Raw genomic sequence first — 20,279 nt, forward strand, 5'->3', positions numbered from 1 at the left:
GCCGATGCCGTATATTACCGATATACGGCAAACGGAGGGACACTCATGACCACCGCCAAGGTGTTCTGGACGGGCCGCTCGCAGGCGGTCCGCCTGCCCAAGGAATTCCGCTTCGACGTAGACGAGGTGCGGATCAGGCGGTCCGGCAACGCCGTCGTTCTCGAACCGATCGCGAAGAACTGGGATTGGCTCGACAAGCTCGAGCCACTGACGGAAGACGCGGTCTCGACGGCGCTCGAGCCCGTCGAGGACCAGGTGCGGCCGGGTCTCGACAAGCTGTTCGAATGAACAGCCATCTCCTCGACACGAACGCCGTGATCGCCCTCATGGAGGATCGCACGGGCCCCCTGGCTGCCCGCCTCCGACGCCTGCCGGCCGACGCCGTCGCGATGTCCGCCATCGTCTTGCACGAACTGGCCTACGGCGCCTACGGCAGCGGTAAGATCGAGCAGAACCTTCGCAATCTTTCCCGGCTCGCGTTCGAAGTTCTGGACTTTACTGCCGCCGACGCACTCTGCGCCGGCGAAATCCGGGCCAGGCTTCGCAAGGCGGGAACGCCGATCGGCCCTTACGACGTGCTGATCGGGGCGCAAGCCCTGGCGCGCGATTTGATTCTGGTGACCGCGAACGTCCGGGAGTTTGCCAGGATCGAGGGCTTGAAAGTCGAGGATTGGCCCGGTCACTGAATCGATGGTCGGACCTGTGACACGTTGTTGGCCCGGGCCAATTCGTTTCACGACGGCGACGGCCTCGGTCTGTTCGGAGCCAGCGCCGCTCAGGGCCACGGCGCGAGACCCGGCCCGACATTTCGGCAAGCGTGGAATTCGGGTTGACGCTCCGGGTCCGCCGCGGCTTCCTGGGCAGCTCGCGCGTCCTGCGCGGACCCCGCATCGCGAAGGCCGCCCGGGTCGAGGCCACATCGGCGCACGCCGACGGCTTCGCCAAACGCGCTCGATGTCCCAGGCTTTGGAAGAGAACCCATGTCCGCCATCCTGTACCTGACCACCATCGAGTTCGGCCCCGGCGTGGTCGCCACCCTGCCCGACCAGCTCGCCGCGCTCGGGGTGAGGCGGCCGCTCGTCGTCTCCGACCGCGGCCTCGCGGCGACCGGCCTCGTCGAGCGCATCGCCGGCCTCTGCGGCGGGTCGCCGGCCGTCTTCCTGGACGTGCCGACGAACCCCACCGAGGGCGCCACCCTGGCTGCCCTGGAGGTCTACCGCGCCGGCGGCTGCGACGGGATCGTGGCGGCCGGCGGCGGCTCGCCGATCGACCTCGCCAAGGGCGTCGCCCTGCTGGCCACCCACCCCGGGCCGCTCTCGACCTATGCGGCGATCCTCGGCGGCCTGCCCAGGATCACCGCCGCGGTCGCCCCCGTGATCGCCGTGCCGACCACCGCCGGGACCGGTTCGGAGGTCGGCCGCGCCGCCCTCATCACGCTCGAGGACGGCCGCAAGCTCGGCTTCATCTCGCCCCACCTGATCCCGCGCCGCGCCGTCTGCGACCCTGAACTGACCCTCGGCCTGCCGCCGTGGCTGACCGCCGCGACCGGCCTCGACGCCCTGTCGCACTGCATCGAGACCTTCCTGAGCCCCCGCTACAACCCGCCCGCCGAGGCGATCGCGCTCGACGGCGCCGGCCGGATCTGGCGCACCATCGAGACGGCCCACCGCGACGGCTCCGATCTCGCCGCCCGCACCGAGATGATGATGGGTGCCCTCGAAGGCGGCCTCACCTTCCAGAAGGGTCTCGGCGCCGTCCATGCCCTGAGCCACGCGCTCGGCGGCCTCAAGAGCCCGGTCCTCCACCACGGCACCCTCAACGCCGTCCTGATGCCGCCGGTCGTCCGTTTCAACGCGCCGGCCTCCGGCGACAAGCTCGCCCGCCTGAAGGCCGCCATGGGCCTGCCCGAGGCCGCCAACCTCGCCGACGAGTTGGACGCCCTCAACCGCCGCCTCGGCATCCCGGCGGGCTTGAAGACCCTCGGCCTCGACCCGGCCGCGCTGCCCTGGGTGGTCGAGCGCGCGCTCGAGGACCACAGCCACCCGACGAACCCGCGCGCCGCCTCCGCGGCCGACTACCGGACCCTCCTGGACGCCGTCATGGTGTGACCGCAAATCCTCATGCCGCTACGGCATTTGCGGCGGACGGGTGGACCCTGGGCCTCCGCCCCTCGCAAGCTCGGCCCCGACCCGCTACCTTGTGGTGAGCGGCCCCGAGGATCGGCCGTGCCGGTTCCGGAGTTCGAGGCTGATGCGCCGTCCCGTCCTGATCGCCGCCCTTCTCGCCGCGCTGCTGCCCGGCGCGGCCGCTGCCCAGACCGCCGCCCCGGCGTGGAGCGGCGCCGTGGTGACGCTCGGCGGCGGCCCTAAGCTGCAGCCGGAGTGGGAAGGCTCGAAGAACTACCTGATCGCGCCCTTCCCGATCGTCTCCCTCCGCTTCAGCGTGAACCCCTTCACGGGCGAGCCGACCAGCGACCTGGGCTTCGGCGTGGCCCCGGCCTTCCGCTATCTCGATTCCCGCTCCGGCGGCGTCGACAAGCGGCTGCGCGGGACCGAGCGCGTGGACGCGGCGCTCGAAGTCGGCGCCGTGGTCGACTACACGCTGCCCTATGCGCGTGCTTTCGTTGAACTCCGCCAGGGCTTCGGCGGCCATGACGGCATCGTCGGCGACCTGGGCGTCGAGGGCATCCTGCGGCCCGCGCCCGGCGTCAAGGTCTCGGTCGGCCCGCGCCTCTCCTTTGCCGACGACGACTACATGGACACCTACTTCTCGGTGTCGCCGAAGGTCGCCGGCCGGACCAACTTCTCCCGCTACGAGGCGGATGCCGGCATCAAGTCCTACGGCGCCGGCGCGCGGATCGACTGGGACTTCAACCCGCACTGGCTGGTCCGCCTCGACGGGACCTGGAACCGGCTGACCGGCGACGCCGCCAAGAGCCCGATCGTGCGCCGGGCCGGCGACCGCGACCAGTTCACCCTCGGCCTCGGCGCCGCCTACCGCTTCGGGATCGACGGGAAGTGACGGGTTCCCCGCCGGACGCGGCCGCGACCCTGACGGTGGCGGCCGACGGCTATACCGATCTCCCCCCGGGCATCCTCGCCACCCTGGTCACCTACCTGGAGATGACGGCCCCGGTGGCGCCGCGGTCCGCGCGGGCGATCGCCGACCTCCGGATCGACCCGGTCCGCGACCCCGACCTCGGCTGGTACCGCCGCCTCTATGCCCTAATCGGCGAACCCTGGCTCTGGTTCTCCCGACGCGCGCTCCCTGACGCGGACCTGCGGTCGATCCTGACCGATCCGTCCGTGGAGGTCTTCGTGCTCCGCCACGGTCGCGAGGAGATCGGCCTCCTGGAACTCGACGGCCGGGTGCCCGGCGAGATCGAGATCGCCTTCTTCGGCCTCGTCCCGGAGGCGATCGGCTCGGGCGTCGGCCGCCACCTGATGAACGAGGCCCTGCGCCGAGCCTGGGCCAGGCAAGGGGTGGCGCGCGTCTGGCTGCACACCTGCGCCTTCGACCACCCGGACGCCCTCGCCTTCTACCGCCGCTCCGGCTTCGTGCCCGTGAAGTTCGCCCTGGAGATCGGCCCCGACCCCCGCCTCACTGGCATCCTTCCCCGCACGGCCGCCCCGCAGGTGCCCCTGATCGGCTGACACTTCGGCACGTCACGAAGAAAGTCCTCATCGCGGTCGCCCGAACTCTCGGCGACGCGTTCCGCCGTCATCGACGACGATCAGGCCGCCGCGCCGATCCGGCACCGTCGCGATGATGCGGGCCACCGTGGCGCAGGACTCCGTGTCCGGGCCGATAGGCAGCCGGATCAGGACGAGCCCGCAGTCAGGAGGAAACTCTCCTCGCTCGGCTCTGCGGCCGAAGCCCTTGTCCTGAGTGACCAGGACGGCCCGCCTCTCCGCGACCATGTCCAGAACGGCCTCGTCCGAGATCCCCGGGCAGACCCGACGGATCCAGATCACGACTTCTCCGGCTTCCGTCAACGCCTCGACGAGCTGCCGCGGAATGTTCTCGTCCGTGACCAGGATCATGGTCACGCAGCATCTGGAATGGGCTTCGCCCCGCTGACGAGCTCCCGGGCGAAGCTCAGACAGGCAAGCAGGTCGTCGCGCGTTATTCCCGGGTAGCTGTCGGTGATCTGCTCCAAGGTCCAGCCGTCCGCCATGAGGCCGAGGACGAACTCCACGGTTAGCCTCGAGCCCCGGATCACGGGCCGGCCTTGCATCACGTCGGGGTCGATGCTGATGCGATCGCGATGATCCATGGAACGCTCTCCTGACGGGAACAGGATATCCGCCTTGGCCGGGTTTGTCCTCACCGGACCAGGAACCCCTCCGGGAACGGGTCGTCCGGCTCGATGGTGAACGTCGCCCGCCCCGCGTAGTGCGCCTTGCCGGCGACGCGGACGCGGACCGCCGGGCGGCCCGCGAGCGTGGTGTCGGCCTCCACGGCCCCGGTGAACTCCGAGCCCACGATCGAGCGGAAGCGCCGCGTCTCCCCCGGCGCGATCTCGCCCCGGGCGCGCATCAGCGCCACCCGGGCCGTCACGCCGGATCCGGTCGGCGACCGGTCGACCTCACGGTCGGCGAAGACGCAGACGTTGACCGTGGGCGCCTCCCGCCCGTCGCCGCCGTCGGTCAGGATCGTCCCGTAAAGGAAGCCGAGGTCGGCCTCGACCGGATGCTCGATCGGCAGCGCCGCCCTGACCGCCCGGCTGACCGCATCCGCCGCCTCCACCAGCCGCGCGGCCGGCGCCGTCAGGCTCAGGCCCAGCCGCGCCGCCGGCAGGATGGCGTAGAAGGCGCCGCCGTAGCCGACGTCGAGCGTCACGGCGCCGTAGCCCGGCACCTCCACGGTCCGGTCGAGATGCGCCGCGAAGGCCGGCACGCTGACGAAGCTTGCCGCCCCGGCCCGCCCGTCGCGCACCGCGACCTCGGCCTCGACGAGCCCGCAGGGACACTGGATCGCGACCCGGGTCACCGGTTCGACCGCCGGCACGATCCCGGTGTCGACCGCGAACCGGCCGAGCGCGATCACGGCGTGCCCACACATGGTCGAGTAGCCCTCGTTGTGGATGAAGAGCACGGCCATGTCGGCCCCCGGCAGGTCCGGCTCGACCGGCAGGACCCCGTACATGTCGTAGTGGCCGCGCGGCTCGTGCATCACGAGCCGGCGCCAGCGGTCGAGCCGTTCCCGCGCGTCGCGGCGCTTGTCCAGGATCGTCTCTCCCCGGATCGCCGGCCAGCCGCCCGTCACGATGCGCACCGCCTCCCCGCCCGTGTGCATCTCCACCGTCTCGATCGCGACCGCCCGCTCGTCCATGCGCCACCTTCCGATTTGCCGGATCCGAGGATAGAGGAAGAGGGACCCGTTCTTCGAGGCCCGCCCATGCCCGATCCGAACCCGATCGTCCTGCCCGAGGCGCACGAGCCGCCGCCCGAGATGCTGGCGCCCTTCGAGGACCCGGTCCGCATCGCCATGTGGTCCGGGCCGCGGAACATCTCGACGGCCATGATGCGGTCCTTCGGCAACCGCCCCGACGCGGCGGTCATCGACGAGCCCTTCTACGCCGCCTACCTCGCCCATACCGGGCTCGACCACCCGATGCGCGAGGAGGTGCTCGCCTCCCAGCCCAGGGACTGGCGCGAGGTGGTGATGACGCTCATCGGCCCGATCCCCGGCGAGAAGCCGATCTTCTACCAGAAGCACATGACCCACCACATGCTGCCGGAATTCGGCCGCGACTGGATCGACCAGGTGCGGAGCGCCTTCCTGATCCGCCGCCCGGAGAGCGTGCTCGCCTCCTACGCCGACAAGCGCGCCGACGTCACCCTCGCCGACATCGGCTTCGTCGAGCAGGCGCAGATCTTCGACATGGTGGCCGAGCGCCTCGGCGAGGCCCCGCCGGTGATCGACGCCGCAGACGTCCTCGCCGACCCGGCCGGGACCCTGGCGGCCCTCTGCGACGCCCTGGCGATCCCGTTCCGCCGCAGCATGCTCTCCTGGCCGCCCGGACGCCGCCCCGAGGACGGGGTCTGGGCGCCGGTCTGGTACGGCGCCGTGGAGACGTCGACGGGCTTCTCTCCGCCGCGTGCCGAGATCGCCTTCGAGGCGCTCGACGACCGGCTGAAGCCCATCGCCGAGGCGGCCCGTCCGCTCTACGAACGCCTGGCCTCCCATGCCCTGCGGGCCGGCCGGACCGGCAACTGACCCCGGTTCAGCCGTTCCGGGCCCTGACGCGCGGCACCGCCAGGCCGAGGAGCAGGATCGACGCCACCGTGTAGCCGCACAGCGCCAGGAGCTGGCTGTCGAGAGCCACCCGCCAGTCGATCAGCACGCCCATCAGCCCCGGCGCGATGGCGGAGGCGAAGACGCCGCCGGACGAGGCGAGCGCCCGGATCGCCCCGATGTGGCGCGTGCCGTAAAGGTCGGCCCACAGCGCGCCGAGGAGCGTCTGCCCGGCCCCGGACGACATCCCCGCCAGGACCATGAAGGCCGGCACCACCATCGGGTGGTCCGTGAGGCCCAGGAGCCCGGTCCCGAGCGCCAGGGGCACCAGAAAGAAAGGTAGCACCCCGGCCGAGCCGAAGCGGTCGACGGCCCAGCCGGTCAGGAACGTGGTGGCGATCGACGAGCCCGCATGGGCCGCGAACCACCCCGTGAACCAGGTCAGCTCCAGGCCTTTGGCGTGCACCAGCGAGACCTGGTGAAAGAAGATGCCGGTGACCACGAAGGGCGGCGCCAGGACGCCGGGCATGAGGAAATAGAAGAGCGGATCGCGCAGCACCTCGCCTCGCGTCCAGTGCCGGACCCGGTCGGGCACGGTTGCCGTGCCCGTTGGCGTCCCGCGCACGATGCTCGTGTCCCCGCCCGGCTCGTCGCGCAGGAGCAGCACCACCAGCGGCACCGCGACGGCGACCAGGAAGGCCGCGGCCGCCGCCCAGGTCCAGCGCCAGCCGATGCTGCTGGCGAGCGCCACGCCGAGCACCGGGAAGACCGCCTGCGCCGCCGGGTTGCCCATCGCCGCGACCGCGATCGCCTTGCCGCGGCCGACCGAGAACCACCGGGCCATGGCGGTCAGCGCCACGTGGCCGAGCATCGCCTGGCCGAAGAAGCGCAGGCCGAGGAAGAGGACCGGCAGCAGCCACCAGACCGGCGCCGCCGCGAGCGCCAGCGTCGTCGCCGCGAGCCCGCCGAGGGTCGCCACCGCCACCCAGCGCAGACGCTCCCGGTCCGCCACCCGGCCGTAGGTCATCAGGATCGCCGAGCTCGCCAGGGTGGCGACCGTGTAGGAGGCGCCCAGCACCCCGTCGCCGATCGCGAAGGCGCGCTTCAAATCCTCGGCGAAGACCGCGATGAAGAAGGTCTGCCCGAAGGCCGACGAGAAGGTCAGCAGGAAGCCGGCCGCCAGCCAGCACGCGGGCGCGGCGGCGAGCCGATCGGTCCTGAGGGCCATGGTTTTCACGGGGAGCGTGCGTCCTCGGCCGGCGTGAACGACGCGGGCCCTCGGGTCAGGAAATGTCCCGACAGGGAACGTTCCCATGAGAGCGCCCGGGAAGGCAACGCATGGCTGTCCCCCACCGGACGGGGCCCGGGTCGACCCTGCTCAGGCGAGCCGCAGCACCACGGCGCCGCCCATGATGAGGCCCGCCGCCACGTGCCGGAGGACGCCGAACTTCTCCTTGAGCACCAAAGCCGAGAGCGCGGTCGCGAACACGATGGAGGTCTCCCGCAGCGCCGAGACGAGGGCGATGGGCGCCATCGTCATCGCCCAGAGCGCGATCGCGTAGGCCGCCACCGAGCAGAGGCCGCCCGTCATGCCGAGCCGCCAACGCGCCGCCGCGTGGCTCGCGAAGGCCGCCGGCCGCCGCACCAGCGCGCCCCCGACCACGGGGATCGCGGTCAGCAGGAAGACCGTCTGGGTATACGCGACCGGATTGCCGGAGAGCCGCGCGCCCGTCCCGTCCACGAAGGAATAGACGGCGATCACGACCGCGTTGGCGAGCGCGAAGGCGGTCGCCCGGCCCGTCGCCGCGCCGAGGCCTCGGCCCGAGAGGCCGAGCGTCAGGATTCCGCCGCTGATCACCAGCACCCCCGCCCAGCCGGCGGCCGACAGGTGCTCGCCGATCAGCGGCCCGCCGGCAAGCGCGATCAGGAGCGGCGGCGTCCCGCGCATGAGCGGGTAGACGTAGCTCATGTCGCCCGCCCGGTACGCCGCGCCGACGAGCGCGTAGTAGCCGACGTGGATCGTGCCCGAGGCGACCGCGTAGGGCCAGCTTTCCGGCGCCGGAACGCCCAGGACCGGCAGCACGACCAGCGCCGGCAGCGCGCCCGCGGCCGCCACCAGGGCGAGGTCGAGCCCCTTGTCCGGGCTCGCCTTGACCATCAGGTTCCAGGCGGCATGGAGGAGCGCCGAGAAGAGCACGGCGGACAGGACCACGGTGGACAAGCCGGCCTCCGCAATGGCCGCTCGGGGATGAGCCGGCAAAGGTCTATCGCCCTTGGCCGCCGATCCGCAACGCCCGCCCGTTGATTTTCGGGTGGACCACCCGGCCGGCGCCGCTACCCTGGCTCAAAAAAGAGCGGCGCGGCTGTCGGCGCCGCACCTGCGGGACCGTCCTTGCGTTCGAGGCAGAGGAGGAAAACCCATGCGCATGATCTTCGTGAACCTGCCGGTCAAGGACCTGCCCGCGTCCAAGGCCTTCTTCGGCGAACTCGGCTTCGCCTTCGAGCCGCGCTTTACCAACGACGAAGCCGCCTGCATGGTGGTCGACGGCAACATCTTCGTGATGCTGCTGACCGAGCCACGCTTCCGCGACTTCATCAACGGCGAGATCGCCGACGCGCACCGCGCGACCGAGGTCCTGACTTGCCTGTCCGCCTCGAGCCGGGCCGAGGTGGACAATCTCCTGAAGCGCGCGCTGGCCGCCGGCGCCCGGCCCTGGAAGCCCGTGACGGACTACGGCTCCATGTACGGCGCGAGCTTCCAGGACCTGGACGGTCACGTCTGGGAACTGATGTGGATGGATCCGGCCGCCGCCAAGGGCTGACGCGGCGCCGAAATGCAGAGGCCCCGCCGGCACGGTCGCCGGCGGGGCCTCCTGATACCGTGGTGACGGCGGCCGGCCGGAGCCGGCGGCCCGTCAGCGCGCCATGGCGTGCCGCTGGCCGGCGAGTTCGTCGAGGGCGGCCTGCTCGGCCGCGTCCCGGGCGTCTCGGTCGCGGTGCTGGTCCCGCTCCTCGATCTGCTCGATCTTCTTCATGTCCTCGACCGCCTCGGCGAGCTCGGCCTGGGCGCGATCGAGCTTCTCCTCGAGCTCGCGCACGGAGGCCCTGAGGTTGTCGCGCCGCTGGATGGCGGCACGCGCGAAGGTCGGGTAGGCGAAGTGGGTCACGTCGTGGATGCCGACGCGGTTCTGCTCGGCCAGGATCTGCTCGTCGAGGTCGCCGATCATGCGGGTGAATTCCGCGATCATCAGTTCGATCTGACTCGCCTGGCGACGCTTCTCGTCGACCTGGAACCGCTTCAGGCGAATGAGACTTTCCCGAGATTTCATGACGCCCAACTCCCTTCGTCGGAGAGGACCATAGCCGACAGGGGTTGCCAAATCGTGAGTCCGGTCTACGCCCTGCGGCTAAAGCGAAGCCATCTTCGCAATCGATCAAGAACTCAGGATTTCGGCGACGCGCCTGTAGCAATCGTGCAACGAGGTGGACTCCTCCTTGCCCTGGCCCAGGAAGGCTTCGAACGGACCGTTGAGGGCGATGGCCCGGTCGACCTCTGGATTCGACCCTTTCCGGTAGGCGCCCAGCCGGATCAGCTCCTCCATGTCCGCATAGGTGGCCATCAGCCGCTTGGCCTCCAGGATCATCGGCCTGTGCTCAGGCGGCACGGACCGCGGCATGGTCCGGGACACGGATTTGAGCACGTTGATGGCCGGGTAGCGGCCTCGCTCCGCGATCGCCCGTTCCATCACCACGTGGCCGTCCAGGATGCCGCGCACCGCGTCGGCGACCGGTTCGTTGTGGTTGTCGCCTTCCACCAGGACGGTGAAGAGGCCGGTGATCGACCCCTGGCCGGCCATGCCCGGGCCGGCGCGCTCGAGAAGCTTCGGGAGTTCGGTGAAAACGGTCGGCGTGTATCCCTTCGAGGTCGGCGGTTCGCCCGCCGCGAGCCCGATCTCGCGCTGCGCCATGGCGAAGCGGGTGACGGAGTCCATCAGGCAGAGGACCTCCGCGCCCTGGTCACGGAAATACTCGGCGACCGTCAGCGTCATGTAGGCCGCCTGCCGCCGCATCAGCGCCGGTTCATCCGACGTCGCCACCACCACCACCGAGCGGGCGAGCCCCGCCTCGCCGAGATCGTCCTCGATGAACTCCTGGACCTCGCGCCCGCGCTCGCCCACGAGCCCGATCACCGCCACGTCTGCGGCGGTGTAGCGCGCCAGCATGGAGAGGAGCACCGACTTGCCCACGCCGGAGCCGGCGAAGATGCCCATGCGCTGGCCGCGGCAGCAGGTCACGAAGGTGTTGAGCGCCCGAACCCCGAGGTCGATCGGCTCGCCGACCCGCATCCGGTCGGCCGCCGGCGGCGGGGCCGCGCGCAGGTGCCGCGACTCCGGCCCGGCGGCGAGCGGCCCCTTGCGGTCGATCGGGTTGCCCATGGCGTCGATCACCCGCCCGAGCCATGCGTCCGACGGCCGCACCGAGGCGTCCGCCGCCTCCACCAGGGCGCGGCAGCCCATCCGCACGCCCTCGACGGACCCGAACGGCAGGAGCAGCGCCCGCTCCCCCTCGAAACCGACGACCTCGGCGGGCACCGGACGGCCACCGCCGCCCTCGATGACCAGCCGCGACCCGACGCTCATCGCATGCAGCGGGCCCGCCACCTCGATCATCAGGCCGCGCACGCCAGTGACCCGCCCGAAGGTCTCAAGGTCACGAATTTCGCCGATTTCCCGGATCAGTGCTTCCACGAAGGATAATCCTTGCCGAATCCCCTGAACGGCGGTCCCCCAGTAACGGCTTGTTAACACCCTTCGTCAAACAATATGGCCAAGCGAACGATGTGGGGTCGTGCGCGAAATTCCGTGGTCCGTCTTCGGGAGAGCTGAGTCCAGCGAGTCGGTTAGGCGCATCCGTTAATGTGACGAGTGAGCCATCGCCGGCCGCGAAACTGATGCTTTTTCAGGACACTGCAGAAATTCGCTGACTTTTCCCTGCTGGGCGCTTGCCGCCGCGAATCGGCATCTGTTAACCATTTCTCGGGACACCTGAGTCGGGTTGACGGTGTGCGTTCGCAGCGGCCGCTTGGGGGCCGATGCGCCAAGCCCAGATGAGGCGACACAAGGGGATTGGCATGCGCGTACTGCTGATTGAGGACGACAGCGCGACCGCTCAGAGCATCGAACTGATGCTGAAGTCCGAGAACTTCAACGTCTACACGACGGACCTGGGCGAGGAAGGGATCGACCTCGGCAAGCTCTACGATTACGACATCATACTTCTGGATCTGAACCTCCCGGACATGTCCGGTTACGAGGTTCTCCGGACGCTGCGTGTTTCCAAGGTCAAGACCCCGATCCTGATCCTGTCCGGCCTCGCCGGCATCGAGGACAAGGTCCGCGGCCTCGGCTTCGGCGCGGACGACTACATGACCAAGCCGTTCCATAAGGACGAGCTGGTCGCCCGCATCCACGCCATCGTCCGTCGCTCCAAGGGCCACGCCCAGTCGGTCATCCAGACCGGTGAGCTGACCGTGAACCTCGACACCAAGACCGTCGAGGTAAACAGCCAGCGGGTGCACCTGACCGGCAAGGAATACCAGATGCTGGAGCTGCTCTCGCTCCGCAAGGGCACCACCCTCACCAAGGAGATGTTCCTCAATCATCTCTACGGCGGCATGGACGAGCCCGAGCTGAAGATCATCGACGTTTTCATCTGCAAGCTTCGCAAGAAGCTCGCCAGCGCGACCGGCGGCAAGAACTACATCGAGACCGTCTGGGGCCGCGGCTACGTCCTGCGTGAGCCGGACGAGAACGACGTCTACTCCGAGAGCGTCGCCTGACGGCACGCGCCCCTGCCCGCGAGACCAGGACCCCGCGCCCCCGGCGCGGGGTCTTTTCGTTTCAGGCACGGCCCGCCGGGACCGCTCCACGGCGACGCCGACGCTCTTGCGCCCGCCCCGTCCTCTCCGCCAAGGTGGCGCCAACCAAGGAGCGCCCATGGGCAATCTCGGCCTTCTCGTCCCTGTCGCCCTGATCGGCGCGACCCTCGCCGCCCACCTGTCCGGCGCCCCCTGGTGGAAGGGCGCGGCGGTCGCGATCGCCGGGCTCGCCGGCCTCGCCGCGCTCCGCTACCTGGGCGTCGCCGACCAGTCCCTGCCGCTCCTCGCCGGCCTCGTGGGGGCCGGGGCGGCGGGCCAGGCCCTCGGCCTCTCCGCCCAGCAAACCGGCATGGTGGTCGCCGGTGGCGCCGTCGCGGGCCTCGTGCCGGCGCTCCTCGCTGGCGCGGGCTAGACCGCGGGGGCCGCAGGAAACCCGCCTGAAATGCCGGAAGACGAAACGTTTCCGGCCTGCATTGTTTGTCACCCGGACGTGACTTCGATTGAAGTGCCGAGCCGGGACGGATTTGATATCAAGATCTCCAGAGACGTTGCTTTGGTCTGGGTCGCTGTTCCCGGGGTGCGCCAAGGTATACCCCGAGGAGATCACACATGACGGTGCCGACCGCCCGCTTCTATGCCATCAAGCCTGATGTGGTCGACAAGGTTCTCGGGCCGGGAACCTATGCGAACTGGAAAAGCGTCCAGGACGCCTTCATTGAGGAGCAGACCCGCGCCTACACGAACGAGCAGCGCTACAAGGATCCCTGGGCCGCCGCCCTCAAGGCCCGGCTGGACGCCGACCTGGCCTTCGCGGAGGCGGTGATCGACGACTACCTGGTCTTCCTCGAGTCCGCCACGCGCACCGGCGCCGCCGTCGCGGCGGACGGCGAGCGCATCTTCGACATCGCGGTCCTCGCCATCTCGATCCTGGCCGCCGTCAACGACCTCCTGGACGACATGTGGGGCCTCGGCATCGCGGCGCTCCTGACGGCGCTCGCGGGCGCCAGGATCGACGCGGAGGCCCGCGCGCTCGAGGGCCTCCTGAAGCGCCTGAGACTCCGCCTCGAGCAGGCCAAGCGCGAGGTCAAGGAGGCCTATGTCCAACTCGGCATCGACGCCGCCGTGGTCGCCATCGGGCTCTGCTCGGGGCCGCTCGGCTGGCTGGCGATCGGCGCCATGGGCCTCGGCCAGATGGTCGCCGACACCTACCTCGGCCCCTCCACGTCGGATGCCCTCACCTGGGGGAGCCGCGGCAACACCTCGCTCGGAGCGGGCGCCTCGGCGGCCGAACGCTACATGACCGAGGCGAGCCGCGTTCGGCGCATCGCCAAGCCCGCCGGCAAGGTCTTGATCGTGGTCGGCTTCGTCTTCGACGCCAACGAGATCCGCCTCGGCTACAACAATGTCGACGACATCGGCGCACTCATGAAGCAGGTCAAGGCCGAGCAGGACAAGCTGATCGACAAGATCAGGTTCCACCGCCACCTCATCGGCCGGCTCGCCGCCCGCTTCGAGGACCTGCGCCAGGAAGTCGAGCGCCGGAAGAGCGGTATGGCGGCCGCCACCCGGGAGACCCTGGAGGCCGAGATGCGGCGGACCGGCTACCGGCCGAAGCTCTAGGACGCGCCGGCCGAGGCAGGGCGGCAGCGCCGCTCAGGCGGGATGGAAATCGGACTGGAGCTGCAGGCGGTCCGCCGAGAAGCCGCCGGCCCCCGCGATCACGCGCCCGCGCGGCACGGTCAGCCGGCGCGCCGGCCCGAAGCCCTTGAGAAGCCCCGCCCGCTCGTCGGGGTCCGGCGACCGGAAGTCGCCGCCGGCCTCCAGCACCACGCTCTCCGCGGTGACGGCCCCCAGGATCTGGCTGCCGCTGCCGAGCCGGCTCGCGCCGTAGACGGCCGCCCCGCCGAGGTACCGGCCTCCGTCCCCGATCGCGATCGAGGCGCCCGCCCGGTTCGTCCGGGCCGTGAAGCCGCCCTCCCCGAACTGGTTGCCCGACCCGACCGCCAGCGGTCCGCTCTCGGCCGACATGGCGGTCAGCGGATGGAAGATGTTCTCGTCGCCGATGGTCAGCTCCGCATCGGCGGACGCCATCAGCGAGACGGCCGGATGGAAGACGTTCCCCCGTCCGATCGTGACGCCGCGGGAGACGATGAGGGAGAACGGATCGTAGACCCGGTTCGTCGCCCCGACGCGATCCACGATCTCCGCCACCGTAAGGAGGCCGTCGCGTCGGCGCTGGGCGTCGATCCTTTCCAGGAGCGTGAGGTCGACAGCCAAGAGGGTCTCCGGGCGGCGTTCTTCAGCGGACCCCGAAGCCGAAGCTCCCGAGCCTCTGGCTGCCCGCGGGCCCGGGTCCCGGGGCACCCGACGTGCCGGTCGCCGCCAGTTGCGGCCGCTCCATGGGCCTGTTGATGACGTAGAGGCCGCGCCTGTCCTGCATGGGCTTGAACGCGTCGGTCAGCCCGACCACCGTCTCGGCCGCCCCAAGGACCAGGAAGGCGTCCTCGGTCATCTGACGGCGGATCCGGGTGAGGATATCGATCTTGGTCTCGTTGTCGAAGTAGATCAGCACGTTGCGGCAGAAGACGATGTCGAACTGGCCGAGGCTGGAGAAATTCTCCAGAAGGTTCAACCGCCGGTACTGGATCATCGAGCGGAGCTCGGAGGAGACTTGCCACATCTCCCCGGTCTGCTTGAAGAACTTAAGGAGATTGGCGATCGGCAGCCCGCGCTGCACCTCGAACTGGCTGTAGATCCCGGCCTTGGCCTTCTCGAGCACCTCGTTGGAGATGTCGGTGCCGATGATCTCGATCCGCCAGCCCGCCAGCCGCGCCTCCGCCTCCTTGAGGCACATGGCGAGGCTGTAGGGCTCCTGTCCCGTCGAAGCCGCCGCGCACCAGATCCGCAGGCGGCGGTCCTTGGCCCGCGCCTGCAGCATGTGGGGCAGCATCACCTGGGTGAAGTGCTCGAACGGCACCTTGTCGCGGAAGAAGAACGACTCGTTGGTGGTCATCGCCTCGACGACCGCCTCCTGGAGCTGGGCCGAGCCGGGCTCCTTGAGGCGCATCACCAGCGCCGAGATCGACGCAAGGCCGACCTTGCGGGCCACCGGCTGCAGGCGGCTCTCGATGAGGTACTGCTTTTCGTTGGTGAGGACCAGCCCGGAGCGGCTCTTCAGGAAGGCGCGCAGGTAGTCGTAGTCGGAAGGTGTCACGCCCGGCCTCCGCTCAGGATCCGCACGATCTTGGGGCCGATCTGGTCGAGGGCCAGGATCTCCGACGCGGCGCCGGCCTGAGCGACCGCCCCCGGCATGCCCCACACCACGCTGGTCTCCTCGTCCTGGGCGATCACGCTGCCACCGGCCTGCGCGATCGTCTTGGCGCCGGCCGCACCGTCGTGGCCCATGCCTGTAAGCACGACCGACAGGATCGCGGCCCCGTAGATCGGCACGGCGCTCTGGAAGAGCGGGTCGACCGCAGGCTTGCAGAAGTTGACCGGCGGCAGGTCGTTGAGCTGGACGACGGTGTCGCCGCCGTCCTTGCCGATCACCATGTGCTTGCCGCCGGGAGCGACGTAGATCCGTCCGGGCATCAGCGGCTCGCCGTGCACGCCTTCCGCCGCGCGGCGCCCGGAGGCCTTCGTCAGGTGCTCGGCCAGGATGGCCGTGAACGTCGGCGGCATGTGCTGGGTGACGAGCACGGGCAGGTTGGCGATCGACTTGCCGATCTCGCCGAAGAGGCGGGTGAGCGCCTGCGGCCCGCCGGTCGACGAACCGATCAGGACCACCCGCGGCGAGACGGTCGAATAGGACCGCGTCACGATCGAGGCGCCCTGCCGCGTCATCGCCGACGGGGCGGCGGTCGCGGAGACCCGTTGCGGGGCGGCGGCCTGCGAGAAGGGCGTGCGGGCGGGCGAGGGCGCATGCGCCATCGGCGGGCCCGGGCGCGCCGGGGCGGCACCGCCCACCGGCCGTCCGGCCCTCTGCCGGGCCCGCATGCCCAGGGCCTTCACCTTGGAGAGGATCTCCGTCTTGAACTCCGGGGACGTCGAGACCGAGCTGTTGGATTCCGGCTTCGGCACGTAGTCGGCCGCCCCGAGCGCCAGGCATTTCAGGCTGATCTCGGCATTGCGGCGGGTCAGGGTGGACGCCATCACGACGACCAGCCCAGGCTTGGCCTTCAAGAGCAGCGGCAGGGCCGTGAGGCCGTCCATCTCCGGCATCTCGACGTCGAGCACGACCACGTCCGGATTGGAGCGGAGCACGTCGTCCACGGCGAGCTTGCCGTTGCGGTGGCTGGCGACCACGGCAAGCGCCGGGTCCTCGTCGATCCAACGCCCGATCAGACCCCGCACCACGACGGCGTCGTCGACGATCATCACGCGGACGGGATCGGTGACGGTGCCGGCGCCCGGGGTGACGGCACTTGCGGTCAAGGACATGGAACCCCGCTCAGATCAGGCCGACTTCGGCGAATTTGGCCTCGACGATCTCGCGATCGAAGGGCTTCATGATGTATTCGTTGGCGCCGGCCCGCATGGCCTTGGCGATGTGCGCCACGTCGTTCTCGGTGGTGCAGAACACGACCTTCGGGTCCGTTCCGCCCGGCTCGCGCCGGAGCGTGCTGAGGAATTCCATGCCGTCCATGACGGGCATGTTCCAGTCGAGCAGGATGGCGTCCGGCATCTGCTTGCGGCAGAGATCGAGGGCCTGCTTGCCGTCCTCGGCCTCCATGATCTCGAAGGACAGATCCTCGAGGATCCGCCGCGCGACCTTCCGGATCACGCTCGAATCGTCGACCACCAGGCAGTACTTCATCGAAGCCCTCTCCATGTCCCCGCTTCGGATCGCCGTCATGCGGCCAGGCTCTCGGCCATCCCGCCGAGCACGCGGTCGACGTCGAGGATGACCATCAGCTGCCCGTTCAGGCGATGGACGCCGCCCGAGATCGACGCCCAGCGCGAGTCCAGGTTGACCGGGTTCGGCTCGCGCCCCGCCGTCGGCAGCGTCAGGACCTCCCCGACGTTGTCGATCAGGAGCCCGTAGGATTCGCCCTTGTGCTCGATGCCCACCGCCATGGCGTGGCCCCCTTCCGCACGCGGCGGCAGGTGCAGGCGCTTGCGCATGTCGATCGACGTGACGATCCGGCCGCGCAGGTTGAGGACGCCCGCGATTTCGGGCCGCGACAGCGGCACCCGGGTGATCGATTCCGGCATGAAGACGTCGTGGACGCGCTCGATCGGCAGCCCGAACAGCTGCCCCCCGATCACGACGGTGACGTACTGCACCGAATCCGTGAGGCTGGAGATGTCCTCGCTCATGCCGCGACTCCGTAGTCGTAGGTGGTGACCTCTTTCAGCGCGGCGATCAGGCCGGCCCGGTCGAACTTGGCGATGTAGTCGTCGAAGCCGGCCTGCCGGCCGCGCTCGATCGAAGCCGGCGTGCAGATCGCCGACAGGGCGAGGATCGGGATCGCGCGGAACTTGGGATGCCGCTTCAGCGTCTCGGCGAACTCGTAGCCGTTCATGTCCGGCATCTCGATGTCGGAGACGACCACGTCGTAGCGGCGGCCCTCGTCGAAGAGCTTGAGGGCGTCGACGGCGGACTCGACGCTCGTCACGTTGAAGCCGGCCGCCTTCAGCACGGGCCCGAGCATGTTGCGGAAGAAGGCCGCGTCGTCGACGAACAGCAGCGTGCGGGTGAGCGCCTCCTGCTTCAGCTCCTTGCGGCGGAACCAGTCCTCGAAGGCCTGCGGCAGGTAGTAGCCGATGTCGACCACCTCCGTCGCCTTGCCCTTGATGACGGCCGAGCCCAGCACGCCCGGACGCTCAGAACCGACCTGGATGTCGAGCCGGTCCTCGACGATGTCGATGATCTCGTCCACCACCAGCCCCATGGACCGGCCGGCATCCGAGAAGACGAGCATCGGCAGGCTGCCCTCCGACTTGCGCTGCATCATCTCGTCGAAGTAGACGAGCGGCATCAGCGAGCCGCGATACTGCACCAGGTCGCGTCCGTTCGAGTGCTCGACCTTGTCGACCGAGAACTCCTCGAGGCGCGTGACCAGCGAGAGCGGGACCGCCTTGGGTTCCATCGACCCGGCCCGGAAGAGCAGCATGGAGATGGTCTGCGCGTCCTCGCGCGCCCTCTCCTCCTCCGACCCGCGCTCGTCGTTGACCTGCGTACCGGCGACCCCGCCGAGCGCCTGCGCGATGCCGTTCGGGTCGATAATCATGATCACCGAGCCGTCGCCCAGGATCGTGTTGCCCGAGAACATCGTGATGTGCCGCAGCATCGTCGACATCGGCTTCACGACGATTTCCTCGGTGTGGAACACCGCGTCGACCACGAGGCCGAAGGTCTGGTTGCCGACCAGCATGACGACGATGAAGCCGTCGTCCTCGGACTTCTCCTGCTTGGCCGGATCGAGGCTCGAGATGCCGAGGAGCCTGGAGAGGTGCACCAGCGGCAGGAGCTTGTTGCGCAGGCGCAGCACCGGCGTGTCGCGGATGCGCTCGATGCGGTGTTCGGTATTCGACTGCGCCCGCACCAGCTCGACGACGGAGAGCTGCGGGATCGCGAAACGGTCGCCGGCCGATTCCACGATCAGCGTCGACACGATGGCGAGCGTCAGCGGGATCTTGATCGTGAAGTTGGTGCCCTGGCCCTGGGCGCTCCTCAGGTCGACCGTGCCGCCGATCGCATCGATGTTCGTCTTGACGACGTCCATCCCCACGCCGCGACCGGACACGTTGGTGACCTTCGAGGCCGTCGAGAAGCCCGGCGCGAAGATGAACTTGTTGATCTGCTGCTCGGTCATCTTCTCGAGCTCGGCCTCGGTGGCGAGCCCGTTCTCGACGACCTTCTGCCTGATCTTGTCGACGTTCAGGCCGCGGCCGTCGTCGGCGATCTCGATGATGATGTGGCCGCCCTCGTGGTAGGCCGAGAGCTTGATGGTGCCCTTCTCCGGCTTGCCCGCCGCCTTGCGCTGCTCGGGCGTCTCCAGGCCGTGATCGGCCGAGTTGCGCACCATGTGGGTGAGCGGGTCCTTGATCAGCTCCAGCACCTGCCGGTCGAGCTCGGTGTCCTGCCCGATCATCTCGAGCTCGATCTGCTTGCCGAGCTCCTGGGCCAGGTCGCGCACGACCCGCGGCAGCTTCTGCCAGGCGTTTCCGATCGGCTGCATGCGGGTCTTCATGACCCCTTCCTGCAGCTCGGCCGTGACGTTGGAGAGCCGCTGCAGCGGGACCTTGAACTCGGAGTCCTCATGGCGCCGCACGATCTCGAGGAGCTGGTTGCGCGTCAGCACGAGCTCCGAGACCATGGTCATCAGGTGCTCGAGCGTGTCGACCGAGACGCGGATGCTCTGCTGGGCCACGGACCCGGCCTTGCCGCCGGCTTCGCCGTCGCCGTCCTTGCCGTCGCGCTTTTCGGGGTCCTTAGCGGCGGCGGCTTCCTTCTTGTGCTGAGCCTCGATCTTGGCCTCGGCCTGACGGGCGAGCGGAACGTCGGCGTCCGTCTCCCGGAACGCGCGCTCCAGCTCGTCGAGCGAGACCTCGCCCGGACGCAGGGGGCGCTCCAGGACCTGGTAGACGAGTTCTCCCTCGGTGTGCTTGGGCCCGTCGGCCTGGACGAGCTTCGGCGCGGGAGGGGCTTCGGCGACCGGGGGCGGCGGCGCCGCGGCGGCCGGCATCTTGCCCTCGGCCATCTGCTCGAGCAGGGAGATCAGGTCCTCGTCCGAGCCGGCCGGCTCCTGCTCGGTCGCCTCCAGCTCGCCGACGAGCGACTTGATCCGGTCCAGCGAGTTCAGCACCAGGCTGACCGCCTGCGGCGTCACCGGGACGCCGTCCCGGAACTTGCCCATCAGCGTCTCGGCCGCATGCGCGATCGCCTCGAGGCGGGGCAGGCCGAGGAAACCGCACGTGCCCTTGATGGTGTGCACGAGGCGGAAGATGTTCGCCAGGATCTTGGCGTTGTTGGGGTCCTGCTCGAATTTGACGAGTTCGACGTCGACCACGTCGAGGCTCTCGTTGGTCTCCGTCAGAAATTCGCGAAGCAGATCGTCCATGGCCCGCTACCTGCCCTCTGTCTGCGGTGTCGGGCCGATGCCCTTTCCGCATGTCGAGGTCCAGTATCCGGGCGATACGTTAAGAGACGCTTGCT

At 69.6% G+C, this 20,279-nt stretch carries 23 protein-coding genes; 10 read left to right on the forward strand and 13 right to left on the reverse strand.

Annotated elements, in window-relative coordinates; genetic code table 11:
* The first annotated feature begins 45 nt into the window (after window positions 1–45).
* The 5 genes from WBG79_RS21530 to WBG79_RS21550 all read left to right on the forward strand — a co-directional run bounded on the left by WBG79_RS21530 (window position 46) and on the right by WBG79_RS21550 (window position 3,653).
* The gene (locus WBG79_RS21530; protein WP_337359279.1) at window positions 46–288 is read left to right on the forward strand and encodes an antitoxin; all 243 of its coding nucleotides are present in this window, start codon (window positions 46–48) and stop codon (window positions 286–288) included.
* Complete coding sequence (locus WBG79_RS21535; RefSeq protein ID WP_337359280.1) at window positions 285–686, forward strand: type II toxin-antitoxin system VapC family toxin; 402 nt, start codon at window positions 285–287, stop codon at window positions 684–686. The genes WBG79_RS21530 and WBG79_RS21535 overlap by 4 nt, the downstream gene beginning before the upstream one ends.
* Before the next feature lie 294 nt (window positions 687–980).
* Window positions 981–2,108, forward strand: a complete 1,128-nt coding sequence (locus WBG79_RS21540) for an iron-containing alcohol dehydrogenase (RefSeq protein ID WP_337359281.1) — start codon at window positions 981–983, stop codon at window positions 2,106–2,108.
* A gap of 142 nt (window positions 2,109–2,250) precedes the next feature.
* Entirely contained in the window at window positions 2,251–3,021 is a 771-nt protein-coding gene (locus tag WBG79_RS21545) for a MipA/OmpV family protein (protein WP_337359282.1), read from the forward strand.
* Complete coding sequence (locus tag WBG79_RS21550) at window positions 3,018–3,653, forward strand: GNAT family N-acetyltransferase (RefSeq protein ID WP_337359283.1); 636 nt, start codon at window positions 3,018–3,020, stop codon at window positions 3,651–3,653. Before WBG79_RS21545 ends, WBG79_RS21550 begins: the two co-directional genes overlap by 4 nt.
* 27 nt (window positions 3,654–3,680) lie before the next feature.
* Here WBG79_RS21550 and WBG79_RS21555 read toward each other — a convergent pair whose 3' ends face one another.
* The 3 genes from WBG79_RS21555 to WBG79_RS21565 are packed head-to-tail and all read right to left on the reverse strand — an operon-like array spanning window position 3,681 to window position 5,334.
* Window positions 3,681–4,043 carry a DUF5615 family PIN-like protein gene (locus WBG79_RS21555; RefSeq protein ID WP_337359390.1) on the reverse strand — a complete coding sequence of 121 codons (363 nt, stop codon included), beginning with the start codon at window positions 4,041–4,043 and terminating at the stop codon, window positions 3,681–3,683.
* A gap of 2 nt (window positions 4,044–4,045) precedes the next feature.
* Window positions 4,046–4,276: a DUF433 domain-containing protein gene (locus WBG79_RS21560; RefSeq protein ID WP_337359284.1), complete on the reverse strand. Its 231-nt coding sequence runs from the start codon at window positions 4,274–4,276 to the stop codon at window positions 4,046–4,048.
* 50 nt (window positions 4,277–4,326) lie between these two features.
* Entirely contained in the window at window positions 4,327–5,334 is a 1,008-nt protein-coding gene (locus tag WBG79_RS21565) for a proline racemase family protein (RefSeq protein ID WP_337359285.1), read from the reverse strand.
* A 66-nt stretch (window positions 5,335–5,400) separates the two neighbouring features.
* Here WBG79_RS21565 and WBG79_RS21570 point away from each other — a divergent pair, with 66 nt between their 5' ends.
* Entirely contained in the window at window positions 5,401–6,222 is an 822-nt protein-coding gene (locus WBG79_RS21570) for a hypothetical protein (protein ID WP_337359286.1), read from the forward strand.
* A 7-nt stretch (window positions 6,223–6,229) separates the two neighbouring features.
* Here WBG79_RS21570 and WBG79_RS21575 read toward each other — a convergent pair whose 3' ends face one another.
* The gene (locus tag WBG79_RS21575) at window positions 6,230–7,468 is read right to left on the reverse strand and encodes an MFS transporter (protein WP_337359391.1); all 1,239 of its coding nucleotides are present in this window, start codon (window positions 7,466–7,468) and stop codon (window positions 6,230–6,232) included.
* A 150-nt stretch (window positions 7,469–7,618) separates the two neighbouring features.
* The gene (locus tag WBG79_RS21580) at window positions 7,619–8,452 is read right to left on the reverse strand and encodes a DMT family transporter (protein WP_337359392.1); all 834 of its coding nucleotides are present in this window, start codon (window positions 8,450–8,452) and stop codon (window positions 7,619–7,621) included.
* A 208-nt stretch (window positions 8,453–8,660) separates the two neighbouring features.
* Between WBG79_RS21580 and WBG79_RS21585 the strand changes: the two genes are divergently transcribed.
* Window positions 8,661–9,062 carry a VOC family protein gene (locus tag WBG79_RS21585; protein ID WP_337359287.1) on the forward strand — a complete coding sequence of 134 codons (402 nt, stop codon included), beginning with the start codon at window positions 8,661–8,663 and terminating at the stop codon, window positions 9,060–9,062.
* A gap of 93 nt (window positions 9,063–9,155) precedes the next feature.
* Here the strand turns inward: WBG79_RS21585 and WBG79_RS21590 are convergent, their stop codons facing one another.
* Complete coding sequence (locus tag WBG79_RS21590; protein WP_337359288.1) at window positions 9,156–9,569, reverse strand: flagellar FliJ family protein; 414 nt, start codon at window positions 9,567–9,569, stop codon at window positions 9,156–9,158.
* Window positions 9,570–9,674: 105 nt separating this feature from the next.
* Window positions 9,675–10,988 (reverse strand): flagellar protein export ATPase FliI, encoded by a 1,314-nt coding sequence (fliI, locus tag WBG79_RS21595; RefSeq protein WP_337359289.1) that lies wholly within the window; start codon window positions 10,986–10,988, stop codon window positions 9,675–9,677.
* A gap of 383 nt (window positions 10,989–11,371) precedes the next feature.
* Here fliI and ctrA point away from each other — a divergent pair, with 383 nt between their 5' ends.
* The 3 genes from ctrA (at window position 11,372) to WBG79_RS21610 (ending at window position 13,738) form a co-directional block, all read left to right on the forward strand.
* Window positions 11,372–12,079 carry a response regulator transcription factor CtrA gene (ctrA, locus tag WBG79_RS21600; protein ID WP_337359290.1) on the forward strand — a complete coding sequence of 236 codons (708 nt, stop codon included), beginning with the start codon at window positions 11,372–11,374 and terminating at the stop codon, window positions 12,077–12,079.
* 157 nt (window positions 12,080–12,236) lie between these two features.
* Window positions 12,237–12,530: a hypothetical protein gene (locus WBG79_RS21605; RefSeq protein ID WP_337359291.1), complete on the forward strand. Its 294-nt coding sequence runs from the start codon at window positions 12,237–12,239 to the stop codon at window positions 12,528–12,530.
* 197 nt (window positions 12,531–12,727) lie between these two features.
* The gene (locus WBG79_RS21610; RefSeq protein ID WP_337359292.1) at window positions 12,728–13,738 is read left to right on the forward strand and encodes a hypothetical protein; all 1,011 of its coding nucleotides are present in this window, start codon (window positions 12,728–12,730) and stop codon (window positions 13,736–13,738) included.
* A 33-nt stretch (window positions 13,739–13,771) separates the two neighbouring features.
* Here WBG79_RS21610 and WBG79_RS21615 read toward each other — a convergent pair whose 3' ends face one another.
* The 6 genes from WBG79_RS21615 to WBG79_RS21640 are packed head-to-tail and all read right to left on the reverse strand — an operon-like array spanning window position 13,772 to window position 20,184.
* The gene (locus WBG79_RS21615; RefSeq protein ID WP_337359293.1) at window positions 13,772–14,395 is read right to left on the reverse strand and encodes an AraC family transcriptional regulator; all 624 of its coding nucleotides are present in this window, start codon (window positions 14,393–14,395) and stop codon (window positions 13,772–13,774) included.
* Window positions 14,396–14,417: 22 nt separating this feature from the next.
* Entirely contained in the window at window positions 14,418–15,332 is a 915-nt protein-coding gene (locus WBG79_RS21620; protein WP_337359294.1) for a CheR family methyltransferase, read from the reverse strand.
* Window positions 15,329–16,558 (reverse strand): protein-glutamate methylesterase/protein-glutamine glutaminase, encoded by a 1,230-nt coding sequence (locus tag WBG79_RS21625; protein WP_337359295.1) that lies wholly within the window; start codon window positions 16,556–16,558, stop codon window positions 15,329–15,331. Before WBG79_RS21625 ends, WBG79_RS21620 begins: the two co-directional genes overlap by 4 nt.
* Before the next feature lie 10 nt (window positions 16,559–16,568).
* Window positions 16,569–16,934: a response regulator gene (locus WBG79_RS21630; RefSeq protein ID WP_337359393.1), complete on the reverse strand. Its 366-nt coding sequence runs from the start codon at window positions 16,932–16,934 to the stop codon at window positions 16,569–16,571.
* A 35-nt stretch (window positions 16,935–16,969) separates the two neighbouring features.
* A complete protein-coding gene (locus WBG79_RS21635; RefSeq protein WP_337359296.1) occupies window positions 16,970–17,437 on the reverse strand; it encodes a chemotaxis protein CheW in 468 nt (155 codons plus the stop codon).
* Complete coding sequence (locus WBG79_RS21640) at window positions 17,434–20,184, reverse strand: hybrid sensor histidine kinase/response regulator (RefSeq protein ID WP_337359297.1); 2,751 nt, start codon at window positions 20,182–20,184, stop codon at window positions 17,434–17,436. The genes WBG79_RS21635 and WBG79_RS21640 overlap by 4 nt, the downstream gene beginning before the upstream one ends.
* Window positions 20,185–20,279 lie beyond the last annotated feature (95 nt).

The organism is Prosthecomicrobium sp. N25 (assembly GCF_037203705.1).
In the GTDB taxonomy this organism is placed as follows: Bacteria; Pseudomonadota; Alphaproteobacteria; order Rhizobiales; family Ancalomicrobiaceae; genus Prosthecodimorpha.

Bases quoted from the DNA above. Each gene is read 5' to 3' on its own strand.
- WBG79_RS21625 (WP_337359295.1), bottom strand. From the start codon at position 16,558: ATGTCCTTGACCGCAAGTGCCGTCACCCCGGGCGCCGGCACCGTCACC.
- WBG79_RS21575 (WP_337359391.1), bottom strand. From the start codon at position 7,468: ATGGCCCTCAGGACCGATCGGCTCGCCGCCGCGCCCGCGTGCTGGCTG.
- WBG79_RS21545 (WP_337359282.1), top strand. From the start codon at position 2,251: ATGCGCCGTCCCGTCCTGATCGCCGCCCTTCTCGCCGCGCTGCTGCCC.
- WBG79_RS21590 (WP_337359288.1), bottom strand. From the start codon at position 9,569: ATGAAATCTCGGGAAAGTCTCATTCGCCTGAAGCGGTTCCAGGTCGAC.
- WBG79_RS21630 (WP_337359393.1), bottom strand. From the start codon at position 16,934: ATGAAGTACTGCCTGGTGGTCGACGATTCGAGCGTGATCCGGAAGGTC.
- WBG79_RS21570 (WP_337359286.1), top strand. From the start codon at position 5,401: ATGCCCGATCCGAACCCGATCGTCCTGCCCGAGGCGCACGAGCCGCCG.
- WBG79_RS21555 (WP_337359390.1), bottom strand. From the start codon at position 4,043: ATGATCCTGGTCACGGACGAGAACATTCCGCGGCAGCTCGTCGAGGCG.
- WBG79_RS21560 (WP_337359284.1), bottom strand. From the start codon at position 4,276: ATGGATCATCGCGATCGCATCAGCATCGACCCCGACGTGATGCAAGGC.
- WBG79_RS21605 (WP_337359291.1), top strand. From the start codon at position 12,237: ATGGGCAATCTCGGCCTTCTCGTCCCTGTCGCCCTGATCGGCGCGACC.
- ctrA (WP_337359290.1), top strand. From the start codon at position 11,372: ATGCGCGTACTGCTGATTGAGGACGACAGCGCGACCGCTCAGAGCATC.
- WBG79_RS21530 (WP_337359279.1), top strand. From the start codon at position 46: ATGACCACCGCCAAGGTGTTCTGGACGGGCCGCTCGCAGGCGGTCCGC.
- WBG79_RS21610 (WP_337359292.1), top strand. From the start codon at position 12,728: ATGACGGTGCCGACCGCCCGCTTCTATGCCATCAAGCCTGATGTGGTC.
- WBG79_RS21585 (WP_337359287.1), top strand. From the start codon at position 8,661: ATGCGCATGATCTTCGTGAACCTGCCGGTCAAGGACCTGCCCGCGTCC.
- WBG79_RS21635 (WP_337359296.1), bottom strand. From the start codon at position 17,437: ATGAGCGAGGACATCTCCAGCCTCACGGATTCGGTGCAGTACGTCACC.
- WBG79_RS21540 (WP_337359281.1), top strand. From the start codon at position 981: ATGTCCGCCATCCTGTACCTGACCACCATCGAGTTCGGCCCCGGCGTG.
- WBG79_RS21565 (WP_337359285.1), bottom strand. From the start codon at position 5,334: ATGGACGAGCGGGCGGTCGCGATCGAGACGGTGGAGATGCACACGGGC.
- WBG79_RS21640 (WP_337359297.1), bottom strand. From the start codon at position 20,184: ATGGACGATCTGCTTCGCGAATTTCTGACGGAGACCAACGAGAGCCTC.
- WBG79_RS21535 (WP_337359280.1), top strand. From the start codon at position 285: ATGAACAGCCATCTCCTCGACACGAACGCCGTGATCGCCCTCATGGAG.